The organism is Chitinophaga silvisoli, assembly GCF_003412465.1.
GTDB classification, from domain to species: Bacteria; Bacteroidota; Bacteroidia; order Chitinophagales; family Chitinophagaceae; genus Chitinophaga; species Chitinophaga silvisoli.
Window position 1 is genome coordinate 549,575 of the sequence record NZ_QTJV01000009.1, and the last position, 23,251, is coordinate 572,825.

A 23,251-nucleotide genomic window follows, 5' to 3' on the forward strand; every position below is an offset into this window, starting at 1 on the left:
ATTGGTCAGGAAAGCGCCTTACCTATAGGCCTGCTTACAGCAGCTACCTAAGTAAGGTATCAGCACACTACATATACGACCTCATGTGCCTCTGTAAGATCCGGTACTTCCAGCTTATGTACCAGCCGTTGCATAACAGCTGCCGGTACAATGGCTTCCCTCGCACTGTTTTGCTTAAACAAAACTTTGTAAGGGACTTCAACATATATGACGATTATCTCCGCCATATATTGTAAGCACAATGAAATTAATTGTTCACGCATGGCGTGCGTGATATTCGTAGCATTCCAAACAAAACCCTGCTGGTTCCGCAGGTATACCCTTGCCTGTTCTTTCGCCTCCTGGATCACGCGTCCATTGCCTGACTTGTCAGTGGGTGCAATTTTCATACTTATCCTGATGGCATCCAGTGAAATTACCGGCCAGTTTTTAAAATGCTTTTGTACGTAAGTATCCTTGCCTGCCCCTGGCAAACCGCTCATGATGATCACCTTTGCTTTTGGCTGTTCAAAGGGTACATAGGTACGGTCTGCAGTTGCTTTTTGCAGGTAATGCATTCGTGCATGTGCATTTGAAAAACAGGGAGTCTGGCCCCAGCATTGCTGCTCTTTACAAAGTTCTTCAAAGCATTCTACTCTATACAATAGCTCCTGCTGATCCTGGCAAATTCTACCCAGTACATCTGCTTTTGCCAGCATGGCCAGCAATTGTGTATTTACCTGTAGGGCGGCTATGATCAATGCTTTCACCGGATCCGGTTTTTCAAACACCCACAGGGGCAGGCCATGAAAACGTACCAGTTTGGCAACCTGTTCCCGGATAGCAAATGGTGCGGGCAATTCTTTGTAAAGGATTTGCCTTGTCGTCATCTCACCTTTGCGTGCATGACCGGGAGAAACTACCGAGCCGTCAGGCAGGGTTTCCGTGGTTCCCGCCTTCTCCACGTCATGCAGTAATGCAGCAGCCCACAGGATCTCCTGTGTTTGTGCATCAAGTCCCTGGTATTCAGGTAAACTGATCAAGGCAGCAATGACCATCTGTGTATGCACAGCTACATTTCCTTCTGCATGATGACGTGCATCCTGCGGTGTATCGCGCATACGTTTTATCCAGTCATAATTTGCTTCTAAAAAATCCCATGATTTATTTTCACTGATAGTCCACATGTTGACCTCCTTCAAAATTTAAACGGGCACGTCGCCAGTTGCGCGTCCAGTGCACATCTGTTTTTACGTGTCCTTTTCTTACATACTTAAATACGTGTTCAGCAAATGAGGATACAGGATAGCTGCCTGCATCTCTTGTGACCACGCCTTCCATGGTGGCTGGCGCACCTGTGAATGCATCGTGCGCTGCAAAGGCACCGGGACCTTTGACGATGTCGAGCAGTTCACTTTCGAATGTTTGTTGGGATGCAGGTGTACTTAATTTTTTTATGACTGGTACAACCGGCAGGTCCAGCATTGCTGCGTAGAAGCAGGTTTCTTCCCAACTGAGCCATTGCCCGTTTTCTCTGACAGCAAATACATAAAAATGATGATCGAGATTGCTGTATGCGATGGAATGAATCGCGTATACATTTTCGAGGAATATTTCGAGATCACCCAGATCGTTTTTTATGAGGTGCCAGTAACGGCGCAGGCTCTCTGTCCAGGGAGATGTAGTAGGCGCCACGTGTGAGCGTGCGAAGACACCATGCCTGGAGAGACAATTATTTTCACCGTCTAACTTTTCCGTGTGTATGAGTGAGGGTATGGTGCTGATGTATTGCCAGTAATCATGCTTGATACGATCATCACTGGTGGTACCCGGTGAGAACGGAAAATGATAGGTACGGCCATATTTTTCTGAAATAGCCATGTTATTCAGGGTTTAGTAAAGACAAAGGTTTCACAGGCCATGCCTGCTTGGTGTGCAGGTGGCGGGAGGAGTGGTTAATATGCCTGTGAGATTACATGGCGCAAGGTTTGAATTGTTTTTTTATTGGGCGCAAAGATAAGGTTTTTTCGGAATATTGGCCTGGCATGCCCGGCACGCAATTTGATTTTTCATATGTGGAACTAAATGTTTACTATATGAAACGAATATTCATTCCATTGTTGTTGGGGATATTAGTTTGGGGGGCGAGTTGTGTGCCACCACGTAACGGCCCGCCAAGACCGCCAAAACCACCAAGACCGCCCCATGGAGCTATTCAGGTAGCATTGCCGGATACCGCGTTCAAAGCACCGGTGCTTGCTATACGGTAAAGAAAAGGGCCTGTATTAAAAGTAAATTTCCCACATGTAACAGGGATGTATAAGAGGATGTTTTCTCAATGCCTTTACTTTTGATACAAGCTCTTTTCTATATTAATTACTTTGTTCTGGTTTCTTCCTGCAGTTGATGGATGATAGCATCCAGTTTCTTAGGGTCTTTCATATATGGAGAGAGATCAAACAATTCTATTTTTCTAAAATCAGTTGGTGCGCTTTCACTCTGGATGGAGATGGTCCCTTCATGGAGTAAACGGCCTTCTTTCAACAGTGAAGGATCAGCGTCTTCCACGTTTCCACCGCCTACCTGTGGTTTATTGTAAACAATCACCGTATCGTTGAACACGATATGTTTTATCACGGAATCACCTAACACCAACGCCCCTACCCTTACCCATTGTTCTCCAGGATATGTTTTGGAAGTACTGGTATTACAATGCTCTGTAATGAGCTTTCCATTGATGACTACATTGGTACCTGGTGTACAGAGATTACCTGTTGGACGTGGATCTTTGCCATTACCACCTAACAACTGATTTTCCAGTGAGATGGGAAAATCCTGGTTCAGGCCCATGCTGGCAGCACTCTGGCCGTGCAGCATTAAGCCGTTGTTGCGCAGTGCCCATGCAGGACCACCTTTTACCTGTTCGCCTACGAAACGATATTCTGCGATCAGCAGGTATGCTGAGAAGTTCTTCCTGTAAAACATATGTCCATAGCGCTCTCCCCAATCTTTGTACTGGTCGTACCGCACTTCGAGAATACCATTTTCCACACGGAAGGTATTACCGAAATTATCATTCATTTTATGGCCTCTGATCTTTATATCCCAGTTCTTCAGGTCTTTACCATTGAAGAGTTGAATCCATCCTTTTTTCGATTTTTGCTGGGCCGTGCAGGCGAGGGACAAAAGCAGGCAAGCAGCAGTCAACAGTTTTTTCATAACTCTGTTTTTGATTTTAGAAGTATTAAGATATGTCATGTTGACAATATTTCATAATATGGCTTGGCATGTTATTGGGGCAATACTCATAAAATATGTTCGTATGAAAGTACTGTTTACTATCCTCCTTTTTCTCAGTTATCATTTTACTTTCGCACAGGATGCCTGGCAACAACCCCTGCAAAAAGTGTTGACCCAATTGGATACTGCTAAGAATTTTGGTACCTGGCAGCAAAATATAAGTGAGCTGGAAACTTTGTCCAAAGCACACCCGGGAGAATTCCTGTTACAATATTATGCGGGTTGGGCCTGCACGCAGTCAAGTTTTCAGGCACCAAAAGGACAAGCTGAGCCATTGACAGAAAAAGCGGAACCCTATGTGAAGAAAGCACTGGAAATGCAACCGGGAAACACAGAAGCACTCACATTAATGGCTTACTGGCTCTCGGCAAGAATTAATGCAAGTCCTACCCGGGGAGCCACGCTGGGTTCTGATAGCAAAGATTATTCAGATAAGGCCATTGCGGCGGATAGTACCAACCCGAGGGCCTATTTGCTGAAAGCATTGGTGGTCTACCACACGCCTTCCCTCTTTGGTGGGGGCAAGAAAAAAGCAGCGCCACTGGTTGCAGAAGCTGGCCAGCGATTTGCTGCATTTAAACCGGATAATGCACTGGCACCCCACTGGGGAAATGATATTTACCAACAACTCGCGGCAGACTATAAAGACTAGCAGTCTGTGAAATTCATTACTCAATCAAAATTTCTAATAACAATTGAATACCAATTACTTAAATCTTTAGCAGCATTTTAGTATTGTAAATTGTAAAAAGTGTTATTATGAGCAAGTATAATCATCCTTTGAATGGTCATGGCGAACCAAGAGCCACCGCTTTATACGAACACTCCAATGTACTGAATGTAAGTAAACCCGGGCGGATCGCTTCTATTGTAGGCGGTGCAATGATGACCACTGCCGCTATCAACCAGATAGGCAAGCACCCTATTCGTGGTTTGCTCAGACTGATTACGGGTGGTTACCTCCTGTACAGAGGTATTTCAGGCAATTGTCCTATTTCCGCGATGGCGGGCAGAAGCTCGTCCGACAAGCACAATAGTGCTATCAATATCCGCACGAAATTCATTGTAGACAAGCCCCGTTTTGAAGTGTACAATTTCTGGCGTTCTGTAGAGAACTTACCGCATTTTATGCGCCACCTTGCAGTAGTGACTGAAACAGATAGTCATCATTCTCACTGGGTTGCTACGGGTCCCGGCAAACTTGGCACCATTGAATGGGATGCTGAGATCATTAAAGATGAACCCGGTGAACTGATTGGTTGGCGCTCTGCTCCTGGATCTGACCTGGTGACTGCAGGCAAAATTACCTTTAGTGATGCGATTAGCGGAGGTACTGAAATGGAGGTGATCATTTCTTACCGCCCGCCTGCAGGCTATGTAGGCACTGGCCTGGCATGGATCCTGAACCCTGCCTTTGAAAGCATGATCAGGAAAGATATTCTGAGATTTAAGAATTATGTTGAAACAGGAGAAATCCAGACAATTTAAGATACGGTTTCACATTTTTTTCACATTCTACAGGCCGGTTCTGGCCTGATATTTGGCACACGATACATGCATTTTGTTTAACCTTATAAACTATTTTTATGAGCACAATGAAATTAATATACGGCGCATTGGCAGGATTGGCAGCAGGTGTTGCTATCGGAATTTTAACAGCACCGGATAGTGGTGAAGAAACAAGGAAAAAACTCAGAAGATCAGCTCATGATGTGAATAATCGTATCAGACGTATTGTTGGAAAAGGTGCAGATGGCTTGTCAGAGCTGAAATACATCTTCGAGAATGAGACGACTGGTCTGAAAGAAGATGTGAAGGAACGTGTACTGAAGATTATAGACGAAAGCAATCAGTCTTATACCAAGTTTAAGAAAGAGGCACTTTCGTAAGCGCATATAAACGGATGGCCACGCGAATAAAATAAAAGAGGTTGTATCAAAAGTAATATTCCCGGGATTAAATCCGGGTACCTGGTGGAGAGAATTTTCGTTTATGTAATTCTCAAGGCTTCAGATTACTTTTGATACAACCTCTTTTTATTTCGGGTTTATTTTTCTGCCAGGAGGGCATCGATGAGTTGATTAAACTCTTTTTTGAATGCCTCATAGTGTTCTCCTGTACCCGGACCTGAGAAACCGGTATGGACTTCTTTTACATTTCCTTTCTTATCAATGAAGATGGTAGTCGGAAACCCTTTGATCCCGGTTAACTGTGGCAATGTCTTCTCTGCTTTTTGGGGATCGCCGGGGGTCACGCCTGTGATTAATACCGGGTAAGTCACATCAAATCTTTTCAGGAAGCCGGTAAGCGCTTTCTGCGATGTTTTAAAATCAGTAGTTCTTTCATAAGAAAGACCGATCACTTCTACCCCACGGGCTTTATTTTCCTTGTACCAGGTACTGAGGAAACCAGTTTCATCCATACAATTCGGGCACCAGCTACCCATGAGTGTAATCACCACTACCTTTCCTGCAAAACGCTTATCATTTATACTTACTTTCTTCCCGTTCATATCAGGGAAGCTGAAATCGAGGCGGTTGTTCCCCGGTTTGGTAGTCGCCAGTGAACGTTCATCTGGTAATGCGGCTTTATCATCCCTGCGGGCTACCCACTGTTCTTTGCCTGCACCAATACCTGCATAGAAAACGCCATTTTCCAGGTAACCGTCTTTTACCTGTGCGGTGAAGTAATAAGCATGAGAGCCATCGAATGTAGAGAGTTTCAGGCTATCGCCGTCTACGATCCCTTCCAGGAAGCGGTAGTCGCCGGTAGATGTCAGGAATGTGCCTGTTACCTTGCTGCCATTTTGTTTGAACTCCCCTACTGCGTAGGAAGAATCTGCCTTATTGCTATTAAAGAACCAGGTGGCATAGCGCCCGGTGATATTCAGGCTGGGAGGAGTCTGCACATGAAAGCGTTCTTTCACATTATGTGCAGCGGTGAATGGAATGCTGACATCACCGGCAGGGAGGTGGCGTACCCATTTGCCTTCCAGGGAGCCATTATTGCTGATGGCTGCCTTGAATTCGGAATCGAAGAAAGGCATTTTGATGAATACTGAATCACCTTTCTGCTTTACATCGTCTACGAGCATGCGATCCTGCGCATTGAGGATATAGATGACTTTCTTACGTGCACTGTCTTTCACTTCAAAGTTAAACACGATTTCTGCGCCATCTGCACGGTGCAGGCTACCTTTCCAGGTGCCGTTTGGCAGGTCGTATTTTTCCAGGCTTTTACCGAATATAAATGCTGGCAGTACGGCCAGCAACCAACAATGCTTTGGCATAAGTTTAGTCTATTAGTTTTATGGAGTAAAGATAGGAAATTAATACCGGGCACCAAAAAGCATGCTGCCGATGCGGACCATGGTACTTCCTTCTTCGAGAGCAATGGTATAGTCGCCGCTCATACCGATAGACAATTCGGTAAGCTGCTCATCTCCGGGGGCGAAGCTGGCTTTTAGCTGTGCCTGGAGGTTTTTCAGGTGTCTGAATTCGGCCCTTACCTGTTCCATATTGTCGGTATTGGTCGCCATGCCCATGAAACCGGCAATGCGGACATTCCGGAACTTGTCTGGCTGCTCTTTCCACTGGGTGAGGAGTTCCTTTAATTCGGTCTCATCCAGGCCAAATTTCGTCTCTTCTTCCGCAATATGGACCTGGAGGAGGCAGCGGATGATGCGGTTATGTTTAGCGGCTTGTTTATTGATTTCTTCCAGCAGGCGCAGGCTGTCGACTGCGTGGATCATGGATACAAAGGGAGCAATATATTTTACCTTGTTCGACTGGAGGTGGCCGATGAAGTGCCATTCAATATCGGAAGGGAGGATAGGATGTTTTTCCTGTAGTTCCTGCACATAATTTTCGCCGAAGATACGCTGGCCTGCATCATACAGGGATTGTATGTCGGCAGCTGGTTTTACTTTGGAGACTGCAACGAGCCTGGCTTTGTGAGGAGCCAGTTCGGCAAGGATCCTGTTATAAGCGGGTAGATTTACTGACATGCCGCAAAGGTAATCATTGTGGCATTAAGACCCTCCACCGACTCTTTCCCTCTTTTCTCTCCGTTTATTCGATGCCGCATTCAATGATACCAGGATAATCATAAACGCTACTGCTGCCACCGAAGGGGCTATAAACCAGAAAGGCACTGATAGCGCCACGCTGATGATGGTGAGCTTCAGGAAATGGGAAAAATCGCTGGAGGTGTCTTTTTTATTTGACATAAAATTGGGTTTTAGCCAAGTATACTGCGCCCGATCACGATCCGCTGCACCTCACTGGTACCCTCATAGATTTGTGTGATCTTCGCATCCCTCATCAGGCGTTCTACATGGTACTCTTTCACATATCCATATCCGCCATGTACCTGCACCGCTTCTGTGGTCACCCACATTGCCGTTTCCGAGGCATACACTTTTGCCATGGAGCCGCTGAGGGTATAATCTTTATGCTGGTCTTTTTCCCAGGCGGCCCTGAAGCACAGCAGTCGTGCTGCTTCGATACGGGTAGCCATATCTGCCAGTTTGAACTGTATGGCCTGATGTTGACTGATTTCTTTACCGAAAGCCTTGCGTTGTTTGGAGTAGCTGACTGCTAATTCGTAAGCGCCGGAAGCGATGCCCAATGCCTGGGAAGCGATGCCGATACGGCCACCTGCCAAAGTTTTCATGGCGAATTTAAAGCCGAATCCATCTTCCCCTATCCTGTTTTGTTTAGGCACCTTTACGTCCTGGAACATGATGCTGTGGGTATCACTCCCCCTGATTCCCATTTTATTTTCTTTCGCTCCTACGCTTACGCCGGGACTGTTTTTCTCTACGATCAGGGCATTGATGCCTTTGCTGCCTTTGTCGGGGTGGGTCTGGGCGATTACAAGGTACACACTGGCACTGCTACCATTCGTGATCCAGTTTTTCGTACCATTGAGGAGGTAAAAATCACCCTTATCTTCGGCTGTGGTGCGTTGGGAGGTGGCATCGGAACCGGCTTCGGGCTCGCTGAGCAGGAAGGCCCCGGTGATTTCGCCTTTGGCAAGGGGTACCAGGTACTGTTGTTTCTGCTCTTCGGTGCCATAGTGTTCCAGGCCCCAGCAGACTAATGAATTATTTACGCTCATACAAACCGAGGTGGAAGCGTCTATTTTAGAGATTTCCTCCATAGCCAGTACATAGGAGATGGTGTCAAGGCCTGCGCCTCCATATTTTGGGTCTACCATCATTCCGAGAAATCCCAACTCTCCCAGTTTTTTGATCTGCGCTGCGGGGTAAATCTGTTTTTCGTCTCTTTCTATGACACCGGGTAAAAGTTCGTTTTGGGCAAAGTCCCGGGCAGCCTTTTGAATCATCAGGTGTTCTTCAGTGAGTTGAAAGTCCATGGAATTTACGTTTTGTTGGAGTTATTGATATGAACGAATTTATCGTTTTTATGCTTGGGATTTCTACATTTAATCTTTATCCATTTTTATGATGGAAACATTAAAGATTATTTGAAGATACCCCGTGCTTATTGGAATTATATTATGTTTTTATGCAGGTATGTATATACCTCCACAGTGCAGTTGGCCGGCCGTTCATTTAAAAACCATTAGCTTGCTAAACAGGAATAACATCCTTTTATGAAAAATATTAAGATCATTGAGGTGAAATCAGAGATTGGCGCGGGAACAAGAGGTGCCAGTCTGGGAGTGGAAGCGATCAAGATAGCTGCACTGGATTTTATGAGCAACTTTTTTGTGCATTTCCCTACTGAAACAATTGAGACTGAAAACAAACTGCTGTTTGAGCCGATAGAATCCCCTTATGCAAAAAGGATTAAAGGTACACTGGCCCTGTATGAAAGGATCAGTAAGAGTGTGTGTGAGACGGTGAAGGCGAATTGGTTCCCGGTGGTATTGTCCGGGGATCATAGTACGGCGGGAGCTACGATTGCGGGATTGAAAATGGCGAGGCCAAAGGCGAAGATCGGGGCGATTTGGATTGATGCGCATGCGGATCTGCATACACCGTATACAACACCATCAGGGAATATGCATGGCATGCCGGTGGCGATCTCTATTGCGGAGGATAACCTGGAGTGTAAGGTGCATGACCTGGATGATAATACGATCAAACAGTGGGAGGCGTTGAAGAATATCGGGGGCATATCACCGAAGGTATTGCCTGAGGATATCGTGTTCATTTCGCTGAGGGATTATGAAAAGGAAGAAGAGGCGCTGATAAAGCAGTATGGTATGAAGGTGATTACGACGAATGAAGTGCGGAGAAAAGGTGCGGAACAGGTGGCGAGAGCGGTGTTCAGGTATTTGAGTGATTGTGAGTATATCTATGTGTCGTTTGATGTGGATAGCCTGGATTCATCTATTTCCAAGGGAACGGGGACCCCGGTGACGAACGGCTTGAGAGAACGGGAGGTAGAGGATTTGATAGCGAAATTTATGCAGCATAGAAAGATTTGTTGTTTTGAGATTACGGAGGTGAATCCGACATTGGATAAGGAAAATTTAATGGCGGAGATTGCGTTTAATATATTGCAACGGAGTGTGAATGTATTGCTAATGAATTAGCGAAAAAAAGGCGTTTACTTCTCGGTAAACGCCTTTTTTTTATCTTGGATTCGTGTGCTTCATTCTTATTAAGTTAGCGACGAGACCTGTCCACCCCGTCTGGTGGGCAGCACCCAATCCCTTTCCACTATCTCCATGAAAGTATTCATGAAACTGCAATAAATCGGCAAAGTGCGGATCCTTCTGCAATTTTTCATTATTCCCAAATACGGGCCTGCGGCCATTCTCATCCTTACGGAATATTTTCAATAAACGATCTGCCAGGAAAGTTCCCACTTCTTTGAGAGAGTAATAACAACCGGATGATGTAGGATATTCTATACGGAAATCATCTGTGTAGAAGTAATGGAATTTGCGCAGACTTTCTATCAGCAGGAAGTTCATCTGAATCCATATAGGACCACGCCAGTTTGAGTTACCACCATAAGTGATGGTATCACTTTCTCCGGGTACATATTTTACGATCAGTTCTGTACCATTTTCTTTGAGGCGATAAGGATCTGTTTCGTATTTTTTGGATAGTGAGCGCACACCATATTCACCCAGGAACTCTGTTTCATCCAGCATACGATAGAGCAAACGCTTCATACGATGCCCACGCAGTAAACTCAGTAAATGTTTATTCTCTTTCCCTTCTTCATACCAGCGGGATACAAGTTGTGCTAAATCTGGCCTGTGGCGTAAGAACCACGACATGCGTTCCGCAAATACGGGGTTATTTTCCAGGGCTTCTTTTGAGATCACTTCTACTGCACAGAGAGGAATCAATCCAACCATACTCCTGAACTTCAGTTTCAGAATACGGTTATCAGGCGCACGCAACTGGTCATAGAAGAATTCATCCTCATCATCCCACAATCCACTATTGCCTGTACCCATACTGGCCATGGCACCGGCTATGTACATGAAGTGCTCAAAGAACTTGGTGGCCATGCCATTGTACACCTTGTTGTGATTACACAATTCCAGTGAGATGTGCAGCATATTCAACGCGTATGTCGCCATCCAGCTCGTGGCATCTGCCTGTTCTTCACGCACGCCGTTGGGCAATGGCAGACTTCTGTCGAATGCACCGATATTATCCAGACCGAGGAAACCACCTTCGAAGATGTTGCTGCCGCTACTATCTTTTCTATTGACCCACCAGGTGAAATTGATCAGTAATTTATGGAAGAGGGCTTCCAGGAAGTGATAGTCCTTCTCCCCTTTTATGGCTGCATCCTGCTTGAATACACGATATACAGCCCCGGCATGTACCGGTGGATTGACATCTCCAAAAGCCCATTCATAGGCAGGGAATTCGCCTGAAGGATGCATGTACCATTCTTCGGTCAACAGGAGCAGTTGCTGCTTTGCAAAATCAGGATCCACCATGGCCAGTGTGACACAATGGAAGGCTAAGTCCCAGGCTGCATACCAGGGGAATTCCCATTTATCAGGTACTGAAATGATATCTTCATTGACCAGGTGCTTCCACTCTTTATTACGGCCATTCCAGCGTTCGGCAGGTGGTGTGGGTTGTGACGGATCGCCTTCCAGCCAGCGCTGTACTTTATAATAATAAAACTGTTTATTCCACAGCATTCCTGCCAGTGCCTGCCGCTGGATCAGCTTTTCATCTTCGTCTTTGATCTCTGCCTGCAGTTCATCATAGTAGGCATTGGCATCAGCAACTTTTGCGGCAAACAGGTCTTCAAAGCCGGCAAAGGGTTGTTCTTTGGCTTTGTCTGTAAGTCTTAACCTGATGGTGTGGGTACCATGAGCAGGAATATTGAGCTCATAGTGCACAGCGGCCTTGGTGCCTTGTTTAGAAGGGTTGATGGTATCTGCACCATGTATGATATAATCGTTGATGCCATCTTTTGCATAAGGTGTGATGGCATCTACATTGTAGAGTTTTTTGTTGTTGGATTCATTCTCGCAAAACAACATTTCCTGTCCACCTTCCTGATACAGGTATTGCACCTGAAGTTTCTCATGCTCAAAGCGAATGGTCTGCGCATCTTCCTGCCACAAAGCGGGTTTATAGGGTCGGCGGCCCCATACCCAGGTATTCCGGAACCATACGGTTGGTAATACCGTGAGTGGTGCGTCGGTATTGCTCCTGTTATGAATGGTGATTTTGACAAGGATGTCATCCATGTCCTCTTTTGCATATTCTATGAAGATGTCGAAGTATTTGTCTTCGTTAAAGAGCCCGGTATCGATTAATTCGTATTCTTCTTCTGTCTTGCTCCTGCGGGCATTTTCCCGGATCAGTTGTTCGTAGGGGTATTCCTGCTGTACATACTTGTACAGCATCTTCATATAAGAGTGAGTGGGTGTGGCATCGAGGTAATAATAGAGTTCTTTTACATCTTCTCCATGATTGCCCTGTGCATTGTTCAGCCCGAAATAGCGTTCTTTCAGGATCGGGTCTTTTTTGTTCCAGAAGGCCAGTGAAAAACACAGGAGTTGTTTTTCATCGCAAATGCCGCCAATTCCTTCTTCTCCCCATCTCCAGGCCTTACTCCTTGCCATGTCGTGTGTGGTAAAATCCCATGAGCTGCCACTTCCACTATAATCCTCCCGTACAGTACCCCATTGTCTGTCACTCACATAAGAGCCCCATTTCTTCCAGCCCTGGATCTGAAGGCGTTGTTGTTCCTGATTCATCGTTTGCTGCTTTTGATCATTGAATATGGAAGTAGGCAACGAGCCATCCCACCACTTCGCTATAACTACGTATTCCTTTTTCCTGTTTGTTAGCCTTCAGGTACTGATCATAAATCATGGAAGTATAATCATCTACCGGGCCATTGTATTTGTGATAGAAATTTTTCAACTGGTGGTAATCTTCATGCACACCGGGAACGGCTTTCTGCCAGAGAGCCTTTGCCATGGTAGTATCCTGCCAGCGCAACTGCCGGATGCTATACATAAACATCTCGAAATTGGCCGCATAGCGGAAACGCACATCTTTTGCATGACCGGCTACCAGGTAGCCTATAAAATTGGCTTCTTCTTCCGCCCCATATCCCAATTGGTGTGCCACTTCATGACAGATGGTGAATGGATGCAGGAATCCGGGTGTCGTTACATTCACCTGTGCCTCGCCTGTAAATGGATTGAGGTAGCCGCCTACATTCATATAATTCATCCAGGTGCCATAGAGTGAAGTCTTGAGGCAGGGATGTGTATATTTCAATACCGGCCACTGCTGTGCTGCCTGATCATAGGCTACTACTGCCCGCTGAAACAGCTGTGCGCTATCTGCTCCCGGGTGGGTAGGGTGCAGGGTATCACCCATTTCTACCCGGTTAGCGTTTACCTGTTGCAACAATGTATCGGCCAGTTTGTATAACTGCGTTGTACCGTATTCATTTACTTCCAGTTGCATATCTTTTTCAAGAGAGAAGCGGTCATAGTTAAATCCCCACAGCACCAGGAAGGCCAGGTATAAGGTTGTAAGTGAACTGATTCCTTTTAGAAAATATAAAAAACTTTCTTTCCATTGGGTTTTGATCAGTTTATAACATAATTTTAACAAATAAATGCTACCGGTTATAACCCAGGCAGCATAAATTACGTCGCCAACGCTAAAGGGTATGGATCCCAATACCGCCCTTAATAAGTTACTTATCCAAAAGTAGAACCTATGAAAATAGTACCCTTCAAACCTATGGCTGAATGTGAACAGCCCTTTCAAAATGATGACGCACAAAATTGTTACCAAAATACGTACTCCTGTGTGCCTTATCTTTGCATTTGTATCCATACTAATCAGCGCGTAAAATGACAGATGAGATCTTACTGGGCGAACTTACAACAGCGCTATCCTGCCAGTCAGGAGTGAAAATACACATTAATTACGCAGAAAAAATATCCGGTGGAGATATTAACGAAACATATAAGCTCTCCACAACTGAAGGATCATTATTTCTGAAGATGAACGATGCGCATATTTATCCGGACATGTTCGTAAGAGAACTGAACGGACTCAATATACTCCGTAGTACCAATGCTATCACAGTACCGCGCCCCCTGGCCAGTGGTACTGTAGGAGACAAAGGGTTCCTGGTCACTGAATTTATGGAGAAAGGCGGGGTAACGCCTGACTTTTGGGAAAACTTCGGTGCGAGCCTGTCAAGAATACATCGCCAGACACAAACATATTATGGGTTTCCGGAGACCAATTACATTGGTACGCTCAAGCAATATAATACGCCTTACAGCAGCTGGCCGGTATTCTATGCCTTTAACCGCCTGCAGCCTCTTACCAGGGCAGCTTATGACCAGCAGGTAGTGGACAAGGGAATGGTGGTACAGATGGAGCACCTGTGGAAGCAGCTGCCAGGGATGTTCCCGGATGAAAAGCCTGCTTTGCTGCATGGTGACCTCTGGTCCGGCAACTTTATGGTGGGCAAGGATGGCAGGGCATGCATATACGACCCGGCGGTATATTATGGAAACAGGGAAATGGATCTGGCTATGACCAGGTTGTTTGGTGGTTTTGATACACGTTTTTACTACAGTTATCAGACCATGTATCCCCTGGCCGAAGGATGGCAATCCAGGATTGGTGTTTGCCAGTTATATCCGCTTATGGTTCATCTGCTCTTGTTCGGAGGTAGTTATTACAATAGTGTAAAGGAGATTCTTGACGAGTTCTGATTACTGGTAGATCTTCATTCTATCGTACTCTGCTGCTATAATCGGATAGAATTTTTCTACTTCTGCTGAGATATTTGCGAATAGTGCATCCACCTCTTCGGGGGGCAGGGATGTGTTTGTATTCAAAGTGTTTTCCAGGTTCTGCATACGGGCGCTGATCCACGTAAGGCCTACCATGGAGAAATTGGGTTTTAGTTTGTGCACCTGAAATTTCAGTTGTTCCCAGTCCCGTGCATCCACCAAAGCCTGGATTTTAACCTGTTCTTCCCTGATCGTTTTCAAGAATATTTCAAAGAGATCTGCCGCGTAGGAGATATTGTTCTCATACAGGGTATTGAGGTATTTTACATCCAGGTCCTTATGGAACTCAAATCCAGACATGTTGTTTGTTTCTTCCATTATAATTTCGGTTTCATCTTCATTCAGGTATTTGTTCAACACCTGTAATAATTGATCGGGGGTATAAGGTTTTGTTAGTATATCGGTGATCCCTGCCTGCCTGGCCTGTGTAAAGGTACTTTCCATGGCAAGTGCAGTGGTGGCTACCAGTGGGGTAGCAACGTTCGGTTTATCTTCATCTTCCCGGATCCTACCTGCCAGTTCCAATCCATTGAGGCCGGGAATCCGGATGTCGATCAGCACCAGGTCGTACTGCCTGGAGTTCAGGAAGTACAGGGCATCGGGACCATTGGTAGCCAGTTGGTGCTGAACGTTATATTTTTCCAGCAGGCTGTTAATATAACGAAGGTTCATGGCATTGTCCTCGATCACAAGTACACTTGATCCTGAGAAACTGGCCTGCCTGCGATGCGCACCTGCGCCTGGCGTAATGAGGGCAGACTTCCGGGTATCGATAAAGGGCAGGTTGAAGGAGAAGCAGGTATTGTAGCCGGCGGTTTCTTCTACACAAATGGAACCTCCCTGCAGCTCAATGAGTTGTTTGGAGATAGCCAGTCCCAGGCCGGTGCCGCCGTATTTTTCCCTGATTTCCTGTTCTGCCTGTTTATAGTTTTTAAAGATCAGGTCTAATTTGTCGTTGCTGATGCCGATGCCGGTATCGCAGACATAGAAGCGGATCCATATTTTATCGTCCTGCCAGCTTTCGGGGATGACGCGGATGGCGATTTCCCCTTCCGGAGTAAATTTCTCTGCATTTCCTAACAGGTTCATAAGGATTTGGTTCAATAGGGTATCGTCTCCGACCAGGCGATTCTGGATCCGGGGATCGATGGTAGCAGAAATTTTTACCGGGCGCTGACCGAGTTTGAGTTCAAAAGTATGTCGGAGGGATTGAACCAGGGCGGTGAGGTTAAACTCCCGCTGGTTGACCTGGAACTCCCCTGCTTCGATTCTTGAGATGTCGAGGATATCGGAAATCAGTCCCAGGAGGATATTGGAACTGTGTTTTAATATATTAATATAGTCCTGCTGGCGGGCATCCAGGTTTGTTTCTTCGAGCAGGTGGGTCATTCCGATGATGACATTGAGGGGGGTACGGATTTCGTGGCTCATGCTGGCCAGGAATTCTTTTTGTGCCCCCCGGGCCTCTTCTGCCTGCTGCCGGGCCTGTTCCAGGGTAGCCTGCTGGAGTTGCCGGCGGGACACGTCTGTGACCTGCCACATACTGCCATTGAAGACACCGTTGTGCCAGAGGGGCGTATAATTGAGCTCGAAGATGCGGCCATCGGTGAGCAGGAGTTCCTGTCCGAAATAAGGATTTTTTTGTTGCAGGAGGTCTTCTACGGTGGTGAGGAAGGCTTCGGGCTGCCGGGCTCCACGGGCCAGGTGCCGGGCGATGGTGGCAAAGGGCATGTCGGGCACCAGGTCGATGTCTTCTCCCGTATATTGTTGAAACACAGCGTTTACCCACACCAGGTTTTGCTCCGCATCGAGGAGTAGGATACCGGCATTAGTGTGCTGGAAATAAACGCTGATTGGCAGTGAAAATATATCCGGCGGCGAAATGCTTCGGGTAATGGGATGTTTTCTCGTACCTTTGATCCGGGCCATTGGTTATGAATGCAGGTGTATAGTGATGCGGATTTTGTACAGCACGAATATAATAATTAATTAATTGGTTTTCACTAATCTAACTATACAATCCTGATATTCGGGCCATTGTGAAAAGGCTAATGTAGGAAATTTTTGCATTTGCAAATATTTGGTTACCTTTGCATCCCTCTAAAAGTGAGGATTTTATTATGAAACAACTCCGTCAATTTGAAATTGCCTTTGTGGGGCTCAAACCCGGAGAGCATACATTTGAATACCAAGTTACGGATAGTTTTTTTGAAAACTACGGACCGCAGGATTTCAGCGACTGTAAAGCGACAGTGAAGCTGACTTTGGACAAGAAAAGTGATTTTTTCCTGTTAAAGTTTGAAATTGGTGGAACTGTAAGCGTAATTTGTGACCGTTGTGGGCAACCATTTAATCTTCAGCTCTGGGATGATTTCACCCAGGTGGTGAAGATGGTGGAGAATCCTGAAGAGATGGAAGGTGATGAGGATCCGGAAGTATCTTATATTTCGAGAACGGAATCGCACCTGAATGTCGGTGAATGGATTTATGAATTCATCAACCTGAGCATTCCTATGCAGAAGATACACCCGGATGTGGATGGCAAGAGCACATGTGATCCGAAGGTATTAGAGATGCTGGACCAGATGAACAAGCAATCTGGCGCTCAGGACAATCCAATTTGGAAAGACCTGGACAAATTCCGGAATAATTAATCCGGAGGTTTGAGGAAAAGATACTTATTGAAACATTAAACTAGGACAATTAAAAACTAAATACGATGCCAAATCCGAAACGCAGACATTCTCAGCAAAGATCAGCTAAGAGAAGGACGCATTACAAGGCCTTTGCGGATACTTTAAGCACAGATAGCGCAACTGGTGAAGTGCACCTGAGACATCGTGCTCACTGGGTAGAGAACAAACTGTACTACAGAGGAAAAGTTGTATTGGAAAAACAAAGCAGCGCTAAATAATTTTACTATTTTTACCCCGAGCAAAGACAAATTTAAACGTTCATGAGAATCGGGCTAGATATGATGGGCGGTGATTATGCCCCCGTCGAAGCAGTAAAAGGAGTAAAATTATTTTTAGATACTGTTGCAGCAGATGCACATCTGGTGCTGATTGGTGATGAGGCGGCCCTGGCACCCTTATTATCTGAAGCGCAGTTGGACCAATCAAAATATTCAGTTGTTCATTCATCTCAGGTAATTGGGATGAATGAACATCCTACCAAGGCGCTGAAGGAAAAGCAGCATTCTTCTATCAGTATCGGGTTTCACCTGTTACAGAGCGGGAAGATAGATGCGTTTATCAGTGCGGGTAATACTGGAGCTATGATGGTTGGTACCTTCTATTCCATTAAAGCAATTGAAGGGGTTCAGCGACCAACAATATCTACACCTGTGCCAAGATTGGACGGCTCTCTCGGGCTGTTACTTGACGTTGGTATCAATGCCGACTGTAAAGCTGAGAATCTGCTCCAATTTGCAATTCTCGGGTCTCTCTATTCCAGGCATATCCTGAATGTTAGTAATCCTACTGTAGGTCTGCTCAATATCGGAGAAGAGGAAGGTAAGGGTAATCTGCTGGCGCAAGCCACTTATCCTTTGCTGAAGGAACACCCGGAATTGAATTTCATTGGCAATGTGGAAGGTCGTGATGTACTGACTGGCAAGGCTGATGTCATTGTTTGTGAAGGTTTTACGGGGAATGTTGTACTCAAGATGGCTGAGTCACTGCACGATATTGCAGTACAGCGGAATATTAATGATGAGTACATGGACCGGTTTAACTTCCAGAGCTATGGCGGTACACCTGTATTAGGCGTATCAAAGCCGGTGATCATTGGTCATGGTATATCGAAAGATACTGCCTTTAAGAACATGATCGTGCTGGCACAACAAATGATCGAAACGAAACTGCTGGAGAAGATCCGTGAGAGTTTTGTGAAATAATTTACGTCCTATTAGAACTAAAAATTATTGATACCGGTCGTGAGGCCGGTATTTTTTTATGCCACATAAAAAATGGCATTCACCTTTGGTAAATGCCATTTTTCTGAAGTATTAAACTAAGATAAATTCGGTGTACTTTCCAGGGGCAACTTCACATAGAACGAAGTTCCAACCGTCAACTGCGTTTCAAACCAGATCTCTCCCCTCGCCTGCTCCACGATATTCTTACACATGGCCAGTCCTAAACCAGTTCCGGAATTCTTCGTTGTAAAATTCGGTACAAAGATTTTTGACTGGATTTCCGGCGGGATCCCATCACCGTTATCCGTTACACTTACCACTACCCAGCCGGGATCTACTTCCTCCATATTAATTGTGATCATGCCCTCCCGGTCTTCAGGTATGGCCTGTATTGCATTCTGCAGGAGGTTGGTAAACAACCTGTTCATCTGTGTCTTATCGGCAAATACATAAAATGCATGTCCCGGGTGATTGAACTGGATCTTGCTATGCTCGTGACTCTGATACAGCTCTTTCAATGAATGCAATACTTCATTCAGCATCAACACCTCGCTGTTCGCCTCCCCTATCCGCGCAAATGCGGAGAAGTCAGAAGCGATATTGGCCAGGTGTTCTATCTGCTCTACAAGGGTACGGGCTACATTGTGAGAGAGCTGTTTTACATTCGGCGCATCATTATCAATGGCGCGCTGTAAATACTGGATGCTCAGTTTCATTGGCGTGAGCGGGTTCTTGATCTCATGCGCTACCTGTCTCGCCATTTCTCTCCACGCGCCTTCACGCTCGCTCTTCGCTAATCTCGCTGCACTCACTTCCAGCTTTCGCACCATTTTATTGTATTCCTTCACCAGCGCACCAATTTCATCATCCTTCTCCCACGCTATTTCATCATTCTGCTGCCCTAAACTCACATGGCGCAGGCGCTCTGTAACCAGGGAGAATGATTTTGTAATTGAATTCGTAATGAACAGCGCCAGCAAGCCAGCGATCAAAAATATGAATGCATTGAAATTGATCAGCGCTACCAGGAAGTTGGAGATCTGTTGGTTCAGTTCCGTCTGTGTAGCAAAGTAAGGTACGTTCAGGTAAGCGAAGATTTCCCCGTTGTTGCGCAAAGGTGCGTAACCGGATAAATAGCCCATAGAACCGATCTTTTCTTTCTGGATCCACTGGATCTTTTGCTGGCGACCCAACTGCATATAAGCATCGGGGTTTATTTTCCTGGACAACAAGCCTTTCTCTGTGATCAGGGGCTGTGTTGTCACCTGCAGGTTTCCATCCCGGTCATAAATATTTATATCCAGTGCACGTTCATCTGCTATATCTCCGATTGATTCCGATAAACTGGATTGGAAAATCGGGTCATACAAATCCTCCAGGTCATCGAACATGCGCTGGTTGGCAAAGACTTTCTCCACTTCATGGGTTACTTCATTGATCGTATGGCTCAGGCGTTCTTTGTTCTCCCGCTCTGAGCGGTCGATGAAGAACAATACCGTGGTCAAACCAAGGATCACAAAGGCAAAGACGACAATGAAGATGATGGTACCGGTTACCTTTCTCCTGATATTGAAATTGACCAGTGATTTCAGGTTGCCGATGCGCATCCGCGCTTTTACCAGCAGGTCCAGGGCCCTGTAAATCGCGATGATCAGCAGGAACAGACAGAACATGTATGCAAAGAGCGTGATAAACTCTATAAAACTGCGGATCTCTTTGGCGACGATGACTACCTTTTCCTTGGAGGCTTTGTAGTACATAAGGGAGTAGTTATTCACCCTGCGCACTGTCACTTCATCGTTCGGAACATCTGAATCATACAACTTGACCGGGAAAGCATAATCATTGTTATTGCTGACCAGCTGGCCCTTGTCATAAATTGCATATGAATAGGCTGCGTTGGATTCCTTTTCGGGGTCATAAATCTCACCTGACACCAGCAATTCCGGGTACAGGCGCTGTGAATTGACCACCACTGGTGTCAATTCATACACAAGATACCCGGCCTTTTCGCCATTGCGGTAAAAGTCTTTCTGGCCGATATAGCTGTAGTCATTAAATCCCCTGGTATTATAGTAGAGATCATTGCCGATCAATTCTGACTCCACCAGCATTTTCCGGCTCAGGCCATAGAATGAACTGGTATCGCCCCCATAAATCGGCATTCCATTTTCATCGAAGGCATAGATGTCTACTTTGAACCGGCCCAGGTACCCTTTGAAATACTTTTGTTTCAGTTCATTTTCCAGGGTACTTCTTGGCATATTGCCGCCATTGTTCTGCTGGAAAAAGTATTGCAGCAACTCGTCGTGCTCCATCTGCTTTGTTACATCGGTGAGCAGCATTTCGAGGTAGGGATCTTTCTGTTTTGAGAGTTCTCTCGCCATTCTTTCACGCTGGCTCAGTTCCTTCTGGTCATTGTAATACACCAGAACTGCGGAGGTAGTGATTGTGAGCAGGAATAACCAGAACAGGAATGGTACGGTGGCCAGACTATTCTCAAACTTTACGGCCAGTACATCCAGCAGGATCACGTAGATGATCAGCCAGATCACCAGTGAAATGGAATAATGGATCTCAGGGTTATGAATCCTGAACACCAGCCAAACGATACCCACTATCGCCAGGAACACATACTTGGTACGATGCCTGAAACCGGTCAGCTCATTGAGCAGGGAATTGACGATTTGTGAAAAGAAGAGAAAGCTAAACGCGATGAAACCCAGGATGATGGCACCGATAATGCTATATTCGTTCAGGCTGAAAGGGTTCGCCACATCAAATGAAATGCGGGAGTCGATCACCAGGCTCTGAATGAGTTCGGATAAAAATTGTCCTACCACGTACATCACGTAACTGCTCAGGATGATCACCAGTCTTTGCTGCCATACATTCTTTACGGGCGGCGCTTTGATAGACTTGACATGCTGGCGGAAAAAAAGCAGTAACCAGAATGTGAGCGATACGTTGAGCAGGAGGTCGCCCAGCGAACGGAAGATCTCATCCTTTGCGTAGATGAGCGGTGTAAAGATATTGAGTGTTCGCAGGTTAAAGGGGAATGGATAGAGATAGCTCAGGAGCCTGAATATGATGACGACTGCAGCCAGGAAGATGAACCCGTTTATGGCGCTCTTTTGTCTGGCGATTGTAGCAGCAAACAGGTTAATGAAGATCAGTACACAGATACAGCCCATGACCCTGAGAATAACGCTCAGCAGGTTGGGTGGTTTGGTATCCATGGTCCTGTCATAGTTCAGGTAAAAAAGGATCAGGTTCCGGCTATTGAGCACGGGTATGCCCGGTGCCTTGACGTTGATGCTGTATTCCCGGCCCAGTGCAGGCTTGTCATAGAAGTGATTGACGAGATAGTTGTTCGAGATACTATACTCCATCATGACCGGGATGATCCCGACCATAAAGCGTTCGTGCCCAGCTTCAGGGCTAAACACGCGGCGGCATAGTACTTCGTAATATCCGTTCTTTAGTTTTACAAAGCGGCTGCCGTCTACGAGCGGTACCTGCCATTCTTCGGGCATGACAATATTGGTACTCCAGAACACGAGCCAGCGGCCGGCCTCACTGCTATCGTAGGCGAACACATAAAAGTCTTTTGTATCCAGACTTTTTATTTCCTTTTCGTTGTAGTTTCTTGAAAAAAGATGGTTCAGCAGGAACTGGTCTTTGATCAGTTTATCAAATGATGCTTCCCGCTGGGCGATACTCTTTTCCAGGCTGCGCTTCACGCCCATGGGGGAGGAATAGTAAGACCAGTAGTTACTAAACAGGAAGGAAAAGGTAAACAGCCAGGCTGCTACGATCAGTAAATATCCGTGACGGATGAAGAAAAGCCTTATTTCTTTAATGTCTAACATTTTTTCGCTTCGTTCCAGAGTTCATCCATTTCTCCCAGCGTCATTTCATCCAAAGTTTTGCCTTGTTCAGCTGCTTTTTTTTCGATGTACTGAAAGCGGCTGATAAATTTTTTATTGGTACGTTCCAGTGCATTTTCAGCATCTATCTTTAGGAACCGTGAGTAGTTAACCAGGGAAAAGAGTACATCTCCGAATTCGCCTTCGATTTCGTCGGCATTTCCGGTGGCGGCCACTTCTTCCAGTTCCTGTATTTCTTCTTTTACTTTTTCCCAGACCTGTTCCCTGGTATCCCATTCAAAGCCTACGGTTTTTGCTTTGGATTGCAGGCGCATAGCCTTGACCAGCGCAGGCAGGGATTGAGGAACACCACTGAGTACGGAGGTCTTGCCTTCTTTCAGTTTCAGTTTTTCCCAGTTTTGTTTTACCGTCTCTTCATCTTCAGCTTTCACATCGCCATAGATGTGAGGGTGGCGGGAAATGAGTTTTTCACAGATGCCGTTGATTACATCGATGATGGTAAACTGGCCTTGTTCAGACCCTATTTTAGCATAGAAAACGATATGGAGCAGCAGGTCGCCCAGTTCTTCCTTCATGGATTTCCAGTCGGAAGTGGTGATGGCATCTGCCAGTTCATATAATTCTTCAATAGATTGCTGACGCAGGGTGTGGATGGTTTGTTTTCTATCCCAGGGGCATTTTTCCCTGAGATCATCCATGATACTGAGTAGCCGTTCGAAGGCCGCGTTATTTTCCATTTGTCAAATATAAGGAATATGTCTCCGCTGCTAAATTCGGGCCGAAATTTGATGAGACCGGGCCGGCCATCATATGTTAATTTCTTTTTGTTGATGACAAAGGCATTTTAGTTACATTTGTCGGC

Annotated in this window: 21 protein-coding genes; 9 read left to right on the forward strand and 12 right to left on the reverse strand. The window is 45.8% G+C overall.

Going from position 1 to position 23,251, the window contains the following annotated elements; all coding sequences use genetic code 11:
- Nucleotides 1-59: 59 nt before the first annotated feature.
- Both DXN04_RS24100 and DXN04_RS24105 read right to left on the reverse strand, forming a co-directional pair.
- Nucleotides 60-1,166, reverse strand: a complete 1,107-nt coding sequence (locus DXN04_RS24100) for an AAA family ATPase (protein WP_116855951.1) — start codon at nt 1,164-1,166, stop codon at nt 60-62.
- A complete protein-coding gene (locus DXN04_RS24105) occupies nt 1,150-1,860 on the reverse strand; it encodes an RNA ligase family protein (RefSeq protein ID WP_116855952.1) in 711 nt (236 codons plus the stop codon). The genes DXN04_RS24100 and DXN04_RS24105 overlap by 17 nt, the downstream gene beginning before the upstream one ends.
- A 215-nt stretch (nt 1,861-2,075) precedes the next feature.
- On the opposite strand from DXN04_RS24105, the gene DXN04_RS34885 reads away from it, so the two are divergent.
- Nucleotides 2,076-2,249, forward strand: coding sequence for a hypothetical protein (locus DXN04_RS34885; protein ID WP_158569127.1), 174 nt, complete (start codon nt 2,076-2,078; stop codon nt 2,247-2,249).
- A gap of 106 nt (nt 2,250-2,355) precedes the next feature.
- Here DXN04_RS34885 and DXN04_RS24110 read toward each other — a convergent pair whose 3' ends face one another.
- On the reverse strand, nt 2,356-3,198 hold the full coding sequence (locus DXN04_RS24110) for a 3-keto-disaccharide hydrolase (RefSeq protein ID WP_116856022.1): 843 nt from the start codon (nt 3,196-3,198) through the stop codon (nt 2,356-2,358).
- Between the two features lie 103 nt (nt 3,199-3,301).
- Between DXN04_RS24110 and DXN04_RS24115 the strand changes: the two genes are divergently transcribed.
- The 3 genes from DXN04_RS24115 to DXN04_RS24125 all read left to right on the forward strand — a co-directional run bounded on the left by DXN04_RS24115 (nt 3,302) and on the right by DXN04_RS24125 (nt 5,168).
- Entirely contained in the window at nt 3,302-3,931 is a 630-nt protein-coding gene (locus tag DXN04_RS24115) for a hypothetical protein (RefSeq protein ID WP_147320049.1), read from the forward strand.
- Between the two features lie 107 nt (nt 3,932-4,038).
- Nucleotides 4,039-4,767, forward strand: a complete 729-nt coding sequence (locus DXN04_RS24120) for an SRPBCC family protein (protein ID WP_116855954.1) — start codon at nt 4,039-4,041, stop codon at nt 4,765-4,767.
- 98 nt (nt 4,768-4,865) lie between these two features.
- Complete coding sequence (locus DXN04_RS24125; RefSeq protein WP_116855955.1) at nt 4,866-5,168, forward strand: YtxH domain-containing protein; 303 nt, start codon at nt 4,866-4,868, stop codon at nt 5,166-5,168.
- Between the two features lie 158 nt (nt 5,169-5,326).
- On the opposite strand, the gene DXN04_RS24130 is transcribed toward DXN04_RS24125, so the two are convergent.
- From DXN04_RS24130 to DXN04_RS24145, 4 genes are read right to left on the reverse strand one after another with little or no spacing between them, the layout of a single operon-like run.
- Nucleotides 5,327-6,568, reverse strand: a complete 1,242-nt coding sequence (locus tag DXN04_RS24130; protein ID WP_116855956.1) for a peroxiredoxin family protein — start codon at nt 6,566-6,568, stop codon at nt 5,327-5,329.
- A 39-nt stretch (nt 6,569-6,607) separates the two neighbouring features.
- Nucleotides 6,608-7,285 (reverse strand): YggS family pyridoxal phosphate-dependent enzyme, encoded by a 678-nt coding sequence (locus DXN04_RS24135; RefSeq protein WP_116855957.1) that lies wholly within the window; start codon nt 7,283-7,285, stop codon nt 6,608-6,610.
- A gap of 24 nt (nt 7,286-7,309) precedes the next feature.
- Entirely contained in the window at nt 7,310-7,507 is a 198-nt protein-coding gene (locus tag DXN04_RS24140; protein ID WP_116855958.1) for a hypothetical protein, read from the reverse strand.
- An 11-nt stretch (nt 7,508-7,518) separates the two neighbouring features.
- A complete protein-coding gene (locus DXN04_RS24145) occupies nt 7,519-8,658 on the reverse strand; it encodes an acyl-CoA dehydrogenase (protein ID WP_116855959.1) in 1,140 nt (379 codons plus the stop codon).
- Between the two features lie 240 nt (nt 8,659-8,898).
- Between DXN04_RS24145 and DXN04_RS24150 the strand changes: the two genes are divergently transcribed.
- Nucleotides 8,899-9,846 carry an arginase gene (locus tag DXN04_RS24150; RefSeq protein ID WP_116855960.1) on the forward strand — a complete coding sequence of 316 codons (948 nt, stop codon included), beginning with the start codon at nt 8,899-8,901 and terminating at the stop codon, nt 9,844-9,846.
- Nucleotides 9,847-9,885: 39 nt separating this feature from the next.
- Here the strand turns inward: DXN04_RS24150 and DXN04_RS24155 are convergent, their stop codons facing one another.
- Together DXN04_RS24155 and DXN04_RS24160 are read right to left on the reverse strand one after the other, a co-directional pair.
- Nucleotides 9,886-12,501, reverse strand: coding sequence for an MGH1-like glycoside hydrolase domain-containing protein (locus tag DXN04_RS24155; RefSeq protein ID WP_116856023.1), 2,616 nt, complete (start codon nt 12,499-12,501; stop codon nt 9,886-9,888).
- Nucleotides 12,502-12,517: 16 nt separating this feature from the next.
- Entirely contained in the window at nt 12,518-13,603 is a 1,086-nt protein-coding gene (locus DXN04_RS24160; protein WP_116855961.1) for a DUF3810 domain-containing protein, read from the reverse strand.
- 17 nt (nt 13,604-13,620) lie between these two features.
- Between DXN04_RS24160 and DXN04_RS24165 the strand changes: the two genes are divergently transcribed.
- Nucleotides 13,621-14,499 carry a fructosamine kinase family protein gene (locus DXN04_RS24165; RefSeq protein ID WP_116855962.1) on the forward strand — a complete coding sequence of 293 codons (879 nt, stop codon included), beginning with the start codon at nt 13,621-13,623 and terminating at the stop codon, nt 14,497-14,499.
- Here DXN04_RS24165 and DXN04_RS24170 read toward each other — a convergent pair whose 3' ends face one another.
- Nucleotides 14,500-16,509 (reverse strand): response regulator, encoded by a 2,010-nt coding sequence (locus tag DXN04_RS24170; RefSeq protein ID WP_116855963.1) that lies wholly within the window; start codon nt 16,507-16,509, stop codon nt 14,500-14,502. It abuts the gene before it with no gap.
- A 191-nt stretch (nt 16,510-16,700) separates the two neighbouring features.
- Between DXN04_RS24170 and DXN04_RS24175 the strand changes: the two genes are divergently transcribed.
- From DXN04_RS24175 to plsX, 3 genes are all read left to right on the forward strand, one after another.
- Nucleotides 16,701-17,234, forward strand: coding sequence for a YceD family protein (locus DXN04_RS24175; RefSeq protein ID WP_116855964.1), 534 nt, complete (start codon nt 16,701-16,703; stop codon nt 17,232-17,234).
- 65 nt (nt 17,235-17,299) lie between these two features.
- Nucleotides 17,300-17,494, forward strand: a complete 195-nt coding sequence (rpmF, locus tag DXN04_RS24180) for a 50S ribosomal protein L32 (protein ID WP_072356725.1) — start codon at nt 17,300-17,302, stop codon at nt 17,492-17,494.
- A 42-nt stretch (nt 17,495-17,536) separates the two neighbouring features.
- Nucleotides 17,537-18,478 carry a phosphate acyltransferase PlsX gene (gene plsX / locus DXN04_RS24185; protein WP_116855965.1) on the forward strand — a complete coding sequence of 314 codons (942 nt, stop codon included), beginning with the start codon at nt 17,537-17,539 and terminating at the stop codon, nt 18,476-18,478.
- 116 nt (nt 18,479-18,594) lie between these two features.
- Here plsX and DXN04_RS24190 read toward each other — a convergent pair whose 3' ends face one another.
- Both DXN04_RS24190 and mazG read right to left on the reverse strand, forming a co-directional pair.
- Nucleotides 18,595-22,371, reverse strand: coding sequence for a sensor histidine kinase (locus tag DXN04_RS24190; protein WP_116855966.1), 3,777 nt, complete (start codon nt 22,369-22,371; stop codon nt 18,595-18,597).
- The gene (gene mazG, locus DXN04_RS24195) at nt 22,365-23,126 is read right to left on the reverse strand and encodes a nucleoside triphosphate pyrophosphohydrolase (protein WP_116855967.1); all 762 of its coding nucleotides are present in this window, start codon (nt 23,124-23,126) and stop codon (nt 22,365-22,367) included. Before mazG ends, DXN04_RS24190 begins: the two co-directional genes overlap by 7 nt.
- Nucleotides 23,127-23,251 lie beyond the last annotated feature (125 nt).